11 protein-coding genes and 1 pseudogene are annotated in these 14,078 nt (G+C 68.2%); 7 read left to right on the top strand and 5 right to left on the bottom strand.

The features are described from left to right. Positions 1 to 10: 10 nt before the first annotated feature. Both ON34_RS31125 and ON34_RS31120 read right to left on the bottom strand, forming a co-directional pair. Entirely contained in the window at positions 11 to 2,413 is a 2,403-nt protein-coding gene (locus ON34_RS31125) for a lysylphosphatidylglycerol synthase domain-containing protein (protein ID WP_040786497.1), read from the bottom strand. A gap of 138 nt (positions 2,414 to 2,551) precedes the next feature. Further along, positions 2,552 to 3,253, bottom strand: a complete 702-nt coding sequence (locus ON34_RS31120) for a phosphatase PAP2 family protein (RefSeq protein WP_083889924.1) — start codon at positions 3,251 to 3,253, stop codon at positions 2,552 to 2,554. Between the two features lie 351 nt (positions 3,254 to 3,604). On the opposite strand from ON34_RS31120, the pseudogene ON34_RS31115 reads away from it, so the two are divergent. The 6 genes and pseudogenes from ON34_RS31115 to ON34_RS31090 all read left to right on the top strand — a co-directional run. Further along, positions 3,605 to 4,270: pseudogene (locus tag ON34_RS31115) on the top strand (DUF4389 domain-containing protein); the annotation flags it as partial. Then, positions 4,267 to 4,941 (top strand): hypothetical protein, encoded by a 675-nt coding sequence (locus ON34_RS31110; protein ID WP_245548286.1) that lies wholly within the window; start codon positions 4,267 to 4,269, stop codon positions 4,939 to 4,941. The pseudogene ON34_RS31115 and the gene ON34_RS31110, both read left to right, overlap by 4 nt. A 215-nt stretch (positions 4,942 to 5,156) precedes the next feature. After that, entirely contained in the window at positions 5,157 to 5,804 is a 648-nt protein-coding gene (locus tag ON34_RS31105) for a response regulator transcription factor (protein ID WP_040786492.1), read from the top strand. A 331-nt stretch (positions 5,805 to 6,135) separates the two neighbouring features. Next, entirely contained in the window at positions 6,136 to 7,044 is a 909-nt protein-coding gene (locus ON34_RS31100) for a universal stress protein (RefSeq protein WP_040786488.1), read from the top strand. 197 nt (positions 7,045 to 7,241) lie between these two features. After that, positions 7,242 to 7,994 carry an SDR family NAD(P)-dependent oxidoreductase gene (locus ON34_RS31095; protein WP_040786584.1) on the top strand — a complete coding sequence of 251 codons (753 nt, stop codon included), beginning with the start codon at positions 7,242 to 7,244 and terminating at the stop codon, positions 7,992 to 7,994. Between the two features lie 160 nt (positions 7,995 to 8,154). Continuing rightward, the gene (locus ON34_RS31090; RefSeq protein WP_040786487.1) at positions 8,155 to 9,054 is read left to right on the top strand and encodes a universal stress protein; all 900 of its coding nucleotides are present in this window, start codon (positions 8,155 to 8,157) and stop codon (positions 9,052 to 9,054) included. A gap of 132 nt (positions 9,055 to 9,186) precedes the next feature. Here the strand turns inward: ON34_RS31090 and ppsA are convergent, their stop codons facing one another. Continuing rightward, complete coding sequence (ppsA, locus tag ON34_RS31085) at positions 9,187 to 11,493, bottom strand: phosphoenolpyruvate synthase (RefSeq protein WP_040786484.1); 2,307 nt, start codon at positions 11,491 to 11,493, stop codon at positions 9,187 to 9,189. Positions 11,494 to 11,793: 300 nt separating this feature from the next. Here ppsA and ON34_RS31080 point away from each other — a divergent pair, with 300 nt between their 5' ends. Continuing rightward, positions 11,794 to 13,188: a wax ester/triacylglycerol synthase family O-acyltransferase gene (locus ON34_RS31080; RefSeq protein WP_245548285.1), complete on the top strand. Its 1,395-nt coding sequence runs from the start codon at positions 11,794 to 11,796 to the stop codon at positions 13,186 to 13,188. Positions 13,189 to 13,271: 83 nt separating this feature from the next. Here ON34_RS31080 and ON34_RS38825 read toward each other — a convergent pair whose 3' ends face one another. Together ON34_RS38825 and ON34_RS31075 are read right to left on the bottom strand one after the other, a co-directional pair. After that, on the bottom strand, positions 13,272 to 13,445 hold the full coding sequence (locus tag ON34_RS38825) for a DUF8730 family Cys-rich protein (RefSeq protein ID WP_505848823.1): 174 nt from the start codon (positions 13,443 to 13,445) through the stop codon (positions 13,272 to 13,274). Beyond that, on the bottom strand, positions 13,445 to 14,062 hold the full coding sequence (locus ON34_RS31075) for a mycothiol-dependent nitroreductase Rv2466c family protein (RefSeq protein ID WP_040786481.1): 618 nt from the start codon (positions 14,060 to 14,062) through the stop codon (positions 13,445 to 13,447). Before ON34_RS31075 ends, ON34_RS38825 begins: the two co-directional genes overlap by 1 nt. Positions 14,063 to 14,078: the final 16 nt, after the last annotated feature.

The following is a 14,078-nucleotide window of genomic DNA, read 5'->3' as shown; positions in this document are numbered from 1 at the left end:
TATACCGACGTCACAGGATGTGATGACGCTGGAGGGCGCGGAAGGAGAAGAAGCCGACGGCGGCGGGAAGCCAGAACGTCGCCAGCCGGTAGGCGAGCACCCCTGCGACGGCGGGTGTGCTGGGTACGCCGCCGACCATGAGCCCCGCAACCAGGGATGCCTCGACGACGCCCAGACCCGCGGGGGTCGGGCTCGCCGCCCCGAGAGCTTGGCCGCCGAGGAATACCGCGGCGACCAGGGCCGCTGATGCAGTCGCTCCGAAGGCGTGTACCGAAAAGCCCAGCGCCGCGATGTAGGCGATGTTGGCGCCCACTTGGCCGCCGAGCAACAGCGCCGCGCGTTTCGGCGTGCGGAGGATATCTGTCATCGAGCGGGCGGTGTCGCGGACCTCGGTGAGCCAGTCCGGGCGGCGCAGCAGTACGGCGATGGCGATGCCGAGCGCGGTCATCACGGCGACGAATCCGATGAGCAGACTCCAGCGGCTGGGCAGTGCCGAGGACAGCAACAACCGAGAGCTGCCGAGCCACACTCCGACACCCGCCAGTTCGAGGACATGCAGCACCGCACCCGAGGTCACCGTCAGCGCGATGACGGCGATCGCGGTGGTCCGCGGCAGTCCGCAGCGCTCCAGGTAGCGTTCGTTGACGGCGGTTCCGCCGAGGCCATAGGGCGCCAACCGGTTTGCGAACGAGGTCGCCAGCTGAACATTCATGGTGCGGCCGAAGGCCAGGGCGCGGGGGCTGGCGCCCATCAGCGTCAGCGCCGCCGCCGCATAGGTCGCCGCCGACATCGCGAGTGCGCCCGCGAGCCACTGCCACCGGGCGTCGTCCAAGGTGGTGACCAGTTGGCCGAGCTGACCGATCTGTGGCAGCAGCACATAGGTCGCGAACACGGTGGCCGCGATCCAGCCCAGTGTGCGCCACCGAAACCTCAGTAGTACCTCCGGACGGGCGGGTTCGGCGTCGATGGCGTCGCCGACCATAGCGCGCAGCTCGGCGAGCAGGCCGCGGCGATGCCGGGCGGCGCTGCGGGTCGCCGATGCCAACGCGAGCGGTTGCAGCAGCGGCGCAGCACCTTTCAACGCCTCGGGGCCGAGAATCCGGTGCGCGGTCGCTACCGCACGCTGGGTGCCGACCTTCAGGCTCATCGACACCAGCATCTCGGCGACATCGGCGTCGAGCCGGTGGTCGGAAGCGGCGGATTCGCCGAAACCGAAGTCGACGATCCATGGCGTCGCGTGCTCGTCGAGCAGGATATTGGCCAGGCGCAGATCGCGATGCGCGATGCGAGCGACCCGCAGCCGCGCGATCTGGGTCCAGACTTCGCACAACACCTCGTCCGAGACGGGTTCCGGCCAGCGAGCGAGATCACGCCCCGGAATACGCGTTTCGGCGAGCCAGGCGTCACCGTTGTCGGCTACACCGACCGAGACCACGGTCGGTGTGCGCACACCAGCCCGCTGAGCCAGCAGGGCGATGAACGCCTCGTGCTCGGCCTCTTGTTTCGGCGTCCCGAACGGAGACTCGTCTTCTACTTCGCGAAAGACGAGGTGGCGAAAAAGCTTGAACAACAGATCGGAATTCCGTTCGTGGTACCCGATCACTTTCACGAACAGCTCGGTGCGCTGTCCGGAGATATCCGCAGTGACCAGGAACGGCCGCGAACCCCGTGCGTCCAGCACAGCGGGCTCCACTTGGATCGGGGTCCATCCGGCCGCCGCGAGCGCCGCGCGGAGCGCGGGAGCTTCGGCGCGATGTACCGGGGCACCCCAGATCAGGTGCAGCGCGGCGGCAATCGTCCAGCCCAGAGCCGCGCCGCCGACGACATCGAGCACCAGATGCGCCCCGACGAAGACCCGGGACGCGGCTACCAACCCCGCGGTCGTCCAGGCGATTCGCCGCCACGGACGCGGCAACCATGGAGCGGCGGCCGCCGCCATCGCCGCGGCGACTGCCGCGTGTCCGGAGACGAAGCCGAGCCCGCCTTGATGGGTCCGCAGAATCAGCTCGTTCAGCAGTACATCCGGGCGTGCCCGTCCCACCAGAGATTTCACCACGATGGCCAGCAGGTAGGCGAGTACGCCCGCCGCCGCGACGTCGCGGGCCAGCCCGAAGCGCCCGGTGACCAGCGCGAGACCGGCGACGACGCCGACAGCGCCGATGGTGCCGAGCTGCATCACCACCAGCACGACCGGCGCGACCCAGGACGGCAGGTCGTTGATCACCCGGAACAGGTCCACCTCCAACCGGGGAACCTCGGTACGGCGGGCCAATAGGGCCGAAACCCCAAGAGCCACAAGCCCCAGCACGAGCCGAACCACATCACCGGCATGTCGCGCGAGCACGAACGGATAGGTCTGTTCACCGGCAGTGCCGGTTGCGGGTGCCGAATCCCGGACTGCCTCGGTGGTCATCGCCCTCTTCTTTCGTGCTGCGGTCTCCTTGCCGGAGAATCCGTGCGCAAACCGTGTCAGGCAGCCTTGCCCGAAAGGGAGGGGACATCGGCCCCAGTTCGGGGACGAAGTGCCCGCGATGATCTGACAGCGCCTCGGTCACCGCGGACTACCCACACCCACAATCAGATTGAGCAGTGCACCGACGGCGATACCGGCGGCGGCACCGCCGACCACGTCCAGCGGGGTATGGGCACCGAGATAGATTCGTGCCACGGCGGCCAGGATCGCGATCGCCAGGGTCACAGCCCGCTGGCCGCGGCTCGAATACGGGAGCAACAGCGTCGCCATCCCGAATAGCAGCAGCGCGTGACCGGACGGGAACGCCAGGCCCGCGGTCGGCACATCGCGCAGGACCGCCTCCGGCATGATGGCGCCGGGCCGGCCATGCACGACGAGCGACTTCAGGATGTCGCGCTCGACCACCAGTTTCGCCGGAATCAACAACAGCAGCCCTGCCGCAAGACGAAATCTCCTCGCCAGCAGCGCGATCGCCGCGACGACGGCCGGAGCGCCGAGCACTCCGGTCAGCTGGATCAGCCACAGCGGCCGAAAGAGTCCGTCAGGCAGTGTGTTGATCATCCGGAACAGTCGGTGATCGGCACGCTCGACGAACCCGGAGCCGCACGCCCACGCGGTAGCCGCGGACACCACGACACCGGAGACCGCGAGCTGGAGGTCCGCAACGCGTCGCCGCACCGGGCTTGCCACGGTCGTAGCCGCGCGGGATTCCGGTCGGTCGAACTGGAACCGCGAACCGGTCGAACCACGCCGATGGCCGGTACGGAATGAATAGCGCATGATCGACTCCGGCTGTCATCTGACTGGTTGTCTCGAAGTGCCAACCGTCACCGTGGGGCGATATGGGCGATAGGGCCATTGGGTCCTGATGCCAAGGCCCTCGGTCGGGTGTACGCGCCAACGGCTTTCTACTCGGCGACGATCGGACCGTCCGCCGGTTGACGACCGGCCTGGTCACCGAGGTCGGGTACCGGCCAAAGGTCCTGGATGCGCGGCCCTTTCGGCCCTCCGCGCGGGCTTCGGGGTGATTCATCCTGAATTCCAGGACGTGACTGGATTTCGTCGCATCAGGCGGCGTTGCGAGGCACTGTGTCCAGGCGAGGAGCACCCATGAATCCCGAAAATACATCCGTCTATCCAGTGAGCTTGCGCGGTGACCTGGATGAACCGCTGTCGCGCTGGTTGTGGCTGGTGAAATGGATACTCGCGATACCGCACTACGTTGTCCTGTTCTTTCTGTGGATCGCGTTCGCCGTTCTCACCGTGGCCGCTGGATTCGCGATCCTGTTCACCGGCCGCTATCCGCGAGCGATCTTCGACTTCAACGTCGGTGTGATCAGGTGGTCGTGGCGGGTGCAGTTCTATTCGTTCGCGGCGCTGGGCACCGACCGGTATCCGCCGTTCACCCTGGGCCCCACGGACTATCCTGCCGATTTCCAGGTCGACTACCCGGACCGCCTATCCCGTGGGCTGGTGCTGGTGAAATGGTGGCTGCTGGCCATCCCGCACTACCTGGTGGTTTCCGCGATGTCCAGCGGCGCTGTCGTCCTCGGTGGCAACGACGACAGCGGTGGCGACGCCATCACCTCGGTGCCGCTGCTAGGTGTGCTCGTCCTCATCGCCGCGGTCGCGTTGCTGTTCACCGCTCGCTACCCGCGCCGTCTGTTCGACTTCATTCTCGGCATCAACCGCTGGATCTATCGCGTCCTTGCCTACGCGGCGCTGATGCGCGACGAGTACCCGCCATTTCGCCTCGACCAAGGCCCACGTGAGCCCGCCACGGAGCCGCGGCCATGACAACGAGATCGACCTCTTTCCAGCGGCATTCGGCAATTGCGCAGCACACCCCGATGCCGCCGCAGCCCTACCAGTTCGATTACCAGCCGCTGTGGCCGTACGCCACGGCGGAAGAGGCCGCTGCCGCCCAGCGGGCTCTGCGCGAGGGACATCAGCCGTGGCGGCTGGACGCAGGCGCGGTCGCGCAGATGTTCACCAGGGATTACCTCGGCTTCCGGGACGTCGACCAGGTCGTGGCCGTCGTCACGCAGGGCGAGCACGCCCGAGTGAGTGTGGGTTTCGGCCATCCCGCAGGCGCGCCGGCCACCGCCGCGGTGGTGCATCTGGTGCGTTTCGGCGTCGGTGACGATGCGCCGTGGGAGGTGGTCGGCACCGACGACAGCACCCTCACACTGACCGCCCCGAGCTACGGGTCGGCAGTGCGATCACCGCTGCTTGCGGGCGGTCGGATCTCGGGAGTCGACGAAAGCCTGCGCGTCCAAGTCCGGCAGATCGCTCGGACGCGGCCGGTGGGCGAGGCCTTGCCCATACCGGCGGGCGGCGCAGATACACCCTGGACGGCGACCGTACCCTTCACCGCCGATTGCCCCGGCACGCTCACCGTCGTGGTTTCCACCGGTGGGCACGTCGCGGACGTGGAGCGTTTCGCGATCACCGGGGTGCACTGCTAGATCATCTGCGTATCAGGCAGGCCCCGTGCCCGGGCGTATTCCATTGAATCCGTTGCAGTCGCCGGAAGCGGCAGGCCGATCGTCGGCCGGTCGGGTACAACGCCGTATTCGCCGGAAGGTCAAGGGACTTTGGTCACCAGTCAGGTGTCCAACTCCGGCCTGCACCGCCAAACGCGGCCGTACGCTGAGGGTATGTGTGACGGAGGTGCATCGACATGACCAAGGTGTTCCTGGTGGACGACCACCACATCGTGCGGCGCGGCGTGGCCGACCTGATCGACGCCGAGAACGACATGGAAGTCATCGGTGAAGCGGGCAGCGTATCCCAGGCGCTGGCGCGTATCCCCGCGCTGCGACCCGACGTCGCGGTGCTGGATGTGCGGCTGCCCGACGGCAACGGCATCGAACTGTGCCGGGAGCTGCTGAATCAGCAGCTCGGATTGCGGTGCCTGATCCTCACCTCGTTCACCGACGAGCAGGCCATGTTGGACGCGATTCTGGCCGGTGCCAGCGGCTATGTGGTCAAGGACATCGGAACGACCGACCTCGTCGACGCTATCCGTGACGTCGGCTCGGGCAAATCACTGCTGGACAATCGGGCCGCCGCGGCCTTGATGGCGAAGTTGCGCGACGAGGCCGAGGCCAAGACGGGACCGCTGGCCGCGCTCACCGACCAGGAACGCGTTCTGCTGGGGCTGCTCGGTGAGGGGCTGACGAACCGGCAAATCGCACAGCGGATGTTCTTGGCGGAGAAGACGGTGAAGAACTACGTGTCCCGGCTGCTGACGAAGCTCGGTGTGGAACGGCGTACCCAAGCCGCGGTGCTGGCGTCCAAACTCAACCCGTCCACGAACAGGGATTGAGCCCAGCGGGCCTAAGGGCCTGGCGGCGCCCAGTGGTGCGCCGAGGCAGGATTGTTCGCCCTGGTGCCCCGCTTCTGCGGCCACACCCGTGACTCGCGGGTGGCCGAGGCGGCCCGGCCACCGATGGGTACGGTCCCGGCGATGACCTGACAGGGTCCAGCCTGGACGGACCGCACGACTGCGCCTGTCCGCACCACGGTTGTGAGCGAAATACTATGAGACGAAGGTGCTTTGGGCCCGCTGGTTCGGGACCAACGACCGGCGCGGGCAGGAGGCCGGGATTCCTACCCTACGGATAGCCGAAAATCACCGGACCCGAAGGGACGCGCTCATGTCTGCCCAGCCCACCGTCAATTCCCATCAGCTGGCCTCGGCTCCCGTCGTGGTCGGTGTCGATGGATCCGAAAACTCCGACTTGGCCGTCTACTGGGCTGCCGAGACCGCTGCGCGCCGGGGCCGCACGTTGCGCATCGTGCACGGCCTTGATCTCGCTGCGGCACAGGCGATTTTCGGCATGTACGACCTGATGGTGCCCGCCGTCGCCCAGACGTTGCGGGAAGAAGGGGCCGACCGGCTGGCAACCGCCGCTCGGCTGGCCCGCCGGATCGCCCCTGAGCTGCGCGTGGAAACCGAGCTGTCGCCGTGCCATCCGGCGAGGCTGCTCATCGAGCGATCGCAGTCCGCGCATCTGATGGTGCTGGGTGCCGGCCGGGGCGGCGAAATCGCCCACATCGGGTCGACACTGCTCGCGGTGACCGCACACGGTCACGGCGACATCGTGGTCGTCCGCGACACGGGCAGCGAGCAGCGAACCCGGAGCACTGGCCCTGTCGTGGTCGGCGTCGATGGTAGCCGTGTCAGCGAGGTCGCGGTCGCCGCGGCATTCAACGAAGCAAGCGTCCGCGACACAACGCTTGTCGCGATACACGCCGCCACTGACATCCACCCGTATGCCGGGGTGACGAGCCTGCTTCCGGCCCGGGAGCTCGAAACGGCGGCACAGCAGCTGCTCGCCGAGCAATTGGCCGGGTGGCAGGAGAAGTTCCCTGACGTACAGGTGACCCGCACGGTGTGTGTGGCGTCGCCGCGCACGATGCTCACCGCGTGGTCGAGGTCCGCGCAGCTGCTCGTGGTCGGCAGCCGCGGCCGCGGCGGATTCCGTGGCCTGGTGCTCGGTTCCACCAGCAATTTCCTTGTCCAGTATGCCCATTGCCCGGTCATGGTCGCCCACGAGAACTAGCTGTCGCGGGTCATGAGGTCGAGTCCCTCGGTCGCGAGTCCGGTGCTGCTGTATCAGCGCGACGATGCCCGCCCACCTGGGCTGATCGTGGTCGGAGGGCCCCGCATTCGGTGACCTTCGGCCGTCATCTATGCCGCTGGATCGCGCCATGCTGAATCACGAAATGAACGGCCTGAGCCGGCTGAAAGGTGATCATCATGTCTGAACTCGAAGGCAGAAGCGCGGTTGTCACCGGCGGGGCGCGCGGTATCGGCGCCGCCGTAGTAGCCGCCTTGGCGAAGGAGCACATCTCCGTCGTCATCGGCGATCTGCTCGAACCCGAGGGCACCGCACTGGCCGATTCGCTCGGGGCAGGCGCGCTCTTCCGTCGGCTCGATGTGACCGACGAGGCCGGATGGCGCGCGGTGCTCGACGACGCCGAGGCGGGGTTCGGGCCGCTGGCGGTGTTGATCAACAATGCGGGCATCGTCGACTTCGGTGGCATCGAGTCCGAATCGCCGGCGATGTTCCGGCATGTCATCGACGTCAACCTCTACGGCGCCTGGCTCGGCATGCACCTGGCGGCGCCGCGGTTGCGGGCAGCGGGCGGCGGGGTGATCGTCAACATCTCCTCGACCGCGGGACTGATCGGCTACGCGGGTGTCGGTGGTTACGTGGCGAGCAAATGGGGTCTGCGCGGCCTGACGAAGGCCGCCGCCCTGGAACTCGGGCCCGCGAACGTGCGGGTGTGTTCGATTCACCCCGGCCCCATCCACACCCCGATGACCGAGCAGATGGACGAATCCGTCGCCGCGGCCCAACCGCTGGCCCGCTTCGGTGAACCCGAAGAGGTAGCGGCGATGGTGCGGTTTCTAGTGACCGAGGCCACCTACTCGACAGGCTCGGAATTCGTGCTCGACGGCGGCGCCACCGCCGGCCAGGTCCTCGGCCTGCCGAGTGAAACCCCATAACAAGCGACCGATGTCTCTGGGGCCGCCCACCGGCTGGCTGCGCACCGGCTGGCTGCTCGCGGCCCGGATTCATAGCGCTGCCTGGGAACCCGAGTACGGCGGATGAGCAGGCTGATCGGCAAGGGCACGGAGTGACAGATATGGAACCGAGGAGAACGCGATGACCGAGAACGCGACCGCATCGAGCGGGCAGGCCGATGGGCCCATCGTGGCCGCCGCCGACGGTTCGGCCACCTCATACCACGCGGTGGCGTGGGCGGCCGTGGACGCGGCTGTGCACCGTTGCCGACTGCACATCGTCACCTCCGTCGCCATTCGCACCGGCGTCGGCCCCGGTCCCACGCTGACCGAGCAGGATGTGGCGTGGATGCGCACGGGAGGGGAGCGGGTGCTCACCGAGGCCGCCCGAGTGGCCCGGACGGCGGCGGCGGGCGAGGCGTTGGCCATCAGCACCGAATTGATCGTCGAGCCGGTCATTCCGTATCTGATCGACCGCTCCCGGCAGGCCAGAATGCTGGTCGTCGGCAGTCGGGGGCTCGGAGCGTTTCGCCGCGAGCTGCTCGGCTCGGTGAGCACGGCAGTCACCCGGCACGCGCACTGCCCGGTCGCGGTCGTGCACTCCACTTCGGCGACCGACGCCTTTTCCTCGAGTAAGCCGGTCCTGGTCGGGGTCGACGGTACGGCAAACAGCGTGCCCGCCATCGAACTCGCCTACGAGGAGGCTTCGCGGCGCAAAGTCGGACTGACCGCGCTGCACGCGTGGAGCGATACCAGCAGCGTCGACCTTCAGCTCGACTGGGATACCGTGCGGGAGCAGGAAGACGAGTTGCTCGCGGAACGGCTGGCCGGATTCGGAGAACGCTATCCCGACGTGCCGGTACGGCGTGTCCTGATGCGCGACAGACCCGTTCGCTCTCTGCTCGATGAATCCGAGGACGCCCAGCTGCTCGTGGTGGGCAGCCATGGGCGCGGCGGGTTCACCGGCATGCTGCTCGGTTCCACCAGCTCCGCGCTGTTGCATGCGGTGGAGTGCCCGATGATCGTCGTGCGGGAGCGTTGAGCGCTCTCGGCGCCACGTGACCCGGCCGGAGTGGCCTCGCGCGGGAGCCGGTGTCGCCGACGGTCAGCGTCGTTACGGCTCCCGCACCCGTCCGACTCCGGGCGCCACGTCTCAGCGTGGCCGCTTCCGGCTTCAGGGGGCGCGGTTTCCGGAGTTCAGCGCCTGCTCGAGCAGCACTCGCCGCTCGGCCGCCGCTATCGCACGGCGCGCGGCGGGCACGGCGTCGGGTGTCACGGAGATCGAAGTGATTCCCATCCGTACCAGGTGTTCGGCGAATTCGGGCCGTGTGGAGGGCGCCTGTCCGCAGAGTGACGATGTGATCCGGAGCCGACGCGCTGTCGCGACGATCTGTCCAATGGCATCCAGTACGGCGGCGTCGGATTCGTCGAACAGCTCCGCGCAGGTCTCGGAGTCGCGGTCGACGCCGAGCATCAGCTGGGTCAGGTCATTGCTGCCGATGGAGACACCATCGATGCCCAACCCCACATATTCGGGTAGCCAGTGCACCACCGAGGGCACCTCGGCCATTACCCAGCGGTGCAGTCCGCGCTGGGAGCCCAGTGGGCTCATGTCGACGTACTCCAGGCAGGCCTCCAGCTCCCACCGGGTGCGGACGAACGGAATCATCAAGTGCAGGTTCGGGGTTCGCTCCCGCACGAGCGCCAGCGCGGTCAGTTCCAAGTCGAACACCTCGGGCTCGCGGATGTAGCGGTAGCAGCCGCGGTAACCGATCATCGGGTTGCGTTCGTCCGGTTCGTAGCGCGCCCCTCCGACCAGGTCGCGGAATTCGTTGCTGCGCAGGTCGGTTGCCCGATAGACGACCGGCCGCGGCGCGAACGCGGCGGTGATGCGGTGCAGCGACTTGGTCATCCGCTCGACGAAGAGGTCTTGTTCCCCACGGGCGATCAGGTCCCGTGGGTGGCGGCCGTCGAGCGCCTGCGTGATCAGTGTCTCCGCCCGCAGCAGTCCGACTCCGTCGACATCGGTGGCCGCGACACGTTCCGCCACCTCCGGCAGCGCCAGATTGACGTATATGCGTGTCGCGGTCGTTTCCGGGGCGGTGACCGGGGCTGCGGGCCGCGGCGCGGTGTGCACCGACTCCGATCGGCCGGCGCGGACTTGGCCTGCGGAGCCGTCGACGGTGACCACCGCGCCTTCGGTGAGGGTGGTGGTCGCGGTACGCGTGCCGACCACACAGGGGATGCCGAGTTCGCGGGCGACGATCGCGGCATGGCAGGTCATGCCGCCGCTGTCGGTGACCACGGCCGACGCGCGCGAGAGGGTAGGCAGCCAGTCGGGATTGGTCATCGCGGCGACCAGCACCTCACCGACGCGCAACGCGGAGCCCTCCGCTGGTGCGTGCAGGATGCGTGCCGGGCCGCTGGCCTGGCCGGGGGCGGCCGCCAGCCCGCGCAGCAGCACCTGTGCTGGTGCTGGCTCCGGCGCAGGGTGTTTTGCGTCGGCATGACCGGCGAGCGTGGTGATCGGCCGGGCCTGCACCAGCCACAAGCGCTCGTCGTCGAACGCCCACTCGATATCCTGCGGCCGACCGCCATGCAACTGCTGGACCCGCAGCGCCGTCTGTGCCACCGCGATGGCCTCGTCCTCGCTGAGCACCTCCGTGGCGGCCTCGTCAGCGGTGAGCTCCACCCGCTGATCGCCGTCGGGCCCGGCCACGATGGCGAAGCTCTGCTGTCCGGGCCGAACGGCGATAAGCGCGGGGCCCTTGGCGTCGAGCATGTAGGTGTCGGGCTCGGTCGCGCCGGACACCACGACCTCTCCTTGGCCGCGGGCCGCCTCGATCACCACCCGATCCCGGCGGCCGCTGGCTGGATCGGCGGTGAACGCCACCCCCGACCTCCGGGCCGCCACCATGCGCTGCACGACCACCGCGATGTCGGGCCGGTCGTGCATTCCGCGGCGGGCGCGGTAGGTGAGTACCCGGGGCGTGAACAGGGACGCCCAGCAGTCCACCACGGCATCCATCAGCCGCTCGTCGCCGCGGATATTGGTGCGCGTCAGGTTCATTCCCGCAAAGGACGCGGTCGCGCTGTCTTCCCCGACCGCGGAGGAGCGGACCGCGACCGGAACCGTATCGCCCAGCCGGTGATAGGCGGCCACCACGGCGTCGCGTACCCCGGCAGCGATCGGGGATTGGTGCACGAGTTTGCGCATAAGGGCGCACAGTTCGTCCAGTCGCTGCTCGTCCGAGCGGGCGCCGCCGGAGGCTACCCTCAGCGCCTCGCTGTGCAGCGCGTCGAGTTCCGCGCCGTGCGGACCATGGATGACCACGTCCTCATAGGAGGATTTGAGGATCACGTACCCGGGCGGCACCGGCAGGCGTGCCGCCACCAACTCACCGAGATTCGCCCCCTTGCCCCCGGCCCGGTCGGCATCGGCCAGGCGGAGCTCACCGAGGTCGGCCACGTAGTCACCCATAACGGCTCCGATCCGTCGCACATCGAACATCGCGTGCTGTCAGCCTCGCCCCGCGGGAAGGCCGGCCACCACGGCCGAAGGTCCCAACGTTGGCCGCGTAGGACCCCTGGCAGCGCTCGCGGTCGAGCTCGCCGGCTCGACCGCGCCAAGCCAGCGCCATGTCGGCGACTTCGCGCGGAATCCGCTCGACATGTCGCCGAGCACCGCGGCAGTCTCGGCGACCGCTGTGTGACGACAGTCATGCGAAGCGGTTACCTTCGCATCTCACGGTGCCGGGCCGCGATGGGCACGATGGGATCCGTGGCAGTGTCAGCTCCCCAGCCGACAGCGGAACTACGGCCCCTTGATTCGGGCTTCATCGAACTGGAGGACGCCGATCGGCATATCAGTCTCGGCATCGCCGCGGTGGCGCTCCTTTCCGGTGTGCCTCCGAGCCGAGATGAGATCGCCCACGCGCTGACCAGGGGACTGCTGCGCAACGCAAGGCTCCGCCAGAAGGTGCGGCGGGCACCGCTCGACCTGACCACACCGGTCTGGGAGAACGACCCGCATTTCGACCTCGCCCACCACATACGGTGGACCGCGCTGCCGGAGCCGTGCGATGAGCGGGCGCTGTGCGAGCTGGTCGCGACCGAGCTGGGGGAGCGGCTCGACCGCGACCACCCGCTGTGGCAGTGCATCGTCGTCGAACATCTCGCGGGCGACCGCTGGGCGCTGATCGTCAAAGCGCATCACAGCCTGGTCGACGGCGTATCGGGGATTTCGCTGTTCGAGCATCTCTGCGATCCGGTTTCAGAGGAGGAGGAGCCCCGTGCCACGCCCGAGCCAAGAGGCTGGACCCCGGCACGGTTGATCGGGTTGGCTCGCGCGGGAGTGCGAATGCCCTTCGTTGTGCCGCGGTTCGTGATCGGCGCGGTGCGCGGTCTGGCTCCGGTGGCCGTTGCCGCGATCATGCCGACCGCGGGCTCCTCGCTCAACGGCCCGATCGGACGGCAGCGCCGCTACGTCGTCGCTCGGGTCCCGCTGTCGGATGTCCGCGATATCTGTGCGGCATTCGGGGTCACCGTCAACGATGTCGTACTGAGCGCTGTCGCCGCCGCCTACCGCGACCTGCTGGTCGGTCGGCAGGAGCGGCTCACCGCCGACAAGCTGCGGATTCTCGTTCCGGTATCGATGCGGACCACGGAGGCGAAATACACTCTCGACAATCGTGTTTCGGCGATGCTGCCGTTCCTGCCGATCGACGTGGCCGATCCTGTCGAGCGGCTGAGCACAATCCACGAGCGTATGGCGAAACACAAGTCCAGAGGCGAAGCGCGAGCAGAGAGTTCGGTACTCGCGCTGGCGGGACGGCTGCCTTTCGCACCCGTGGCGTGGACCCTTCGGCTCGCGGCGCGATTTCCCCAGCGCAGCGTCAGCGCGCTCGCCACGAACGTGCCCGGGCCACGCCATGAATTAAGGGTGTGCGGCCGCAAGGTCGTCGAGCTTCTGCCTGCCGTCCCGATCGCCATGCGGTTGCGCACCGCGATCGCGATCCTCAGCTACACCGACCACCTGGCGTTCGGTATCACCGGCGACTACGACACCGCACCGGATGTCGGCGTGATCGCCGACGGAATACAGCAGGAGATCCAACGCCTGCACGAGCACGCGAGAATTCGGTACTTGCCGCGACCGGATGTCGCCGGACAGTAAGCCCTACAGCCGTGTGGGGGTACGTCACCGGTGTGGCTCCAGAGATCCAGCGACGCCCGGGCCGCTGTGGCCATTTCCCAGACTCACGCTCGCCATCGCCGGCCGCGGGAACGTTGTGCTGGCGCGTCGGCGCGGGTGGTGTCGTGTCCGGGGCACCATTGGTGTGGCGCGGTAGCGGCGCGGACGGCGTCGATGTGGGCGCCACAGCCGGCCCAGGTAATTTTGCCGCAGCCGCGGCACGGTACGGGATAGCACATCAGCGATCGTCCTCGGGAGCCGTGAAGACGGGTGGGCCCTGGTAGGGGCGGTGCAGGCCGGCGAATCCGGGGGTGGCCGCGGCGGTGACCAGCGCGTGCAGCAGGTCGGCCGCGCGGCTCGGGTGCGGTGGTGCGGTGAGCACGGGACCGGAGAAGCCGCGGCCGTCGACGGCGATGATCGGGCTGCCTCCGCGCCCGCCGAGCGCGGTCTGACTGGCGCGGTGGGCGATAGCGACCGCAGCGTCGTAGTCTGCGTCGTCGAGCGCGGCAGTGAGAGCTGGGTCTAGGCCGGTCGCGGAGACCGCGGCCGCGACGGCCGCGTCGTCGTCGGTGTGCGGCCCGCGTGGGTGCAGTCGGGTGCCCAGTGCCAGGTAGAGCGGCGTGAACGCGTCGCGCCCGTGGCGCTTGCCAGTGGCGGCGAACACACGCCCGATGCGTCGTGAGCGCGTGATCATCGGTTCATGGTCGGCGTCGACGGTCTGACCGTCGTTGAGTACTGCCAGGCTCATCTGCCTGAGAGTGATGGTGTGCTGTTCGCCCGCGCTGTCGAGCAGCCATCGCGCGCTCACCCACGCGAACGGACATATCGGATCCACGTACAGATCAATCTCGGCCACCGGTGTTCCTCCTTCA

Origin of the sequence: Nocardia pneumoniae NBRC 100136 (genome assembly GCF_000308755.1) — a bacterium.
GTDB classification, from domain to species: Bacteria; Actinomycetota; Actinomycetes; order Mycobacteriales; family Mycobacteriaceae; genus Nocardia; species Nocardia pneumoniae.
This window is presented reverse-complemented; position numbering and strand designations above follow the sequence as displayed.

Coding starts and splice junctions, on each gene's coding strand:
- ppsA (WP_040786484.1), bottom strand. CDS start 11,493: ATGGGTGACTACGTGGCCGACCTCGGTGAGCTCCGCCTGGCCGATGCC.
- ON34_RS31100 (WP_040786488.1), top strand. CDS start 6,136: ATGTCTGCCCAGCCCACCGTCAATTCCCATCAGCTGGCCTCGGCTCCC.
- ON34_RS31110 (WP_245548286.1), top strand. CDS start 4,267: ATGACAACGAGATCGACCTCTTTCCAGCGGCATTCGGCAATTGCGCAG.
- ON34_RS31090 (WP_040786487.1), top strand. CDS start 8,155: ATGACCGAGAACGCGACCGCATCGAGCGGGCAGGCCGATGGGCCCATC.
- ON34_RS31120 (WP_083889924.1), bottom strand. CDS start 3,253: ATGCGCTATTCATTCCGTACCGGCCATCGGCGTGGTTCGACCGGTTCG.
- ON34_RS38825 (WP_505848823.1), bottom strand. CDS start 13,445: ATGTGCTATCCCGTACCGTGCCGCGGCTGCGGCAAAATTACCTGGGCC.
- ON34_RS31095 (WP_040786584.1), top strand. CDS start 7,242: ATGTCTGAACTCGAAGGCAGAAGCGCGGTTGTCACCGGCGGGGCGCGC.
- ON34_RS31125 (WP_040786497.1), bottom strand. CDS start 2,413: ATGACCACCGAGGCAGTCCGGGATTCGGCACCCGCAACCGGCACTGCC.
- ON34_RS31105 (WP_040786492.1), top strand. CDS start 5,157: ATGACCAAGGTGTTCCTGGTGGACGACCACCACATCGTGCGGCGCGGC.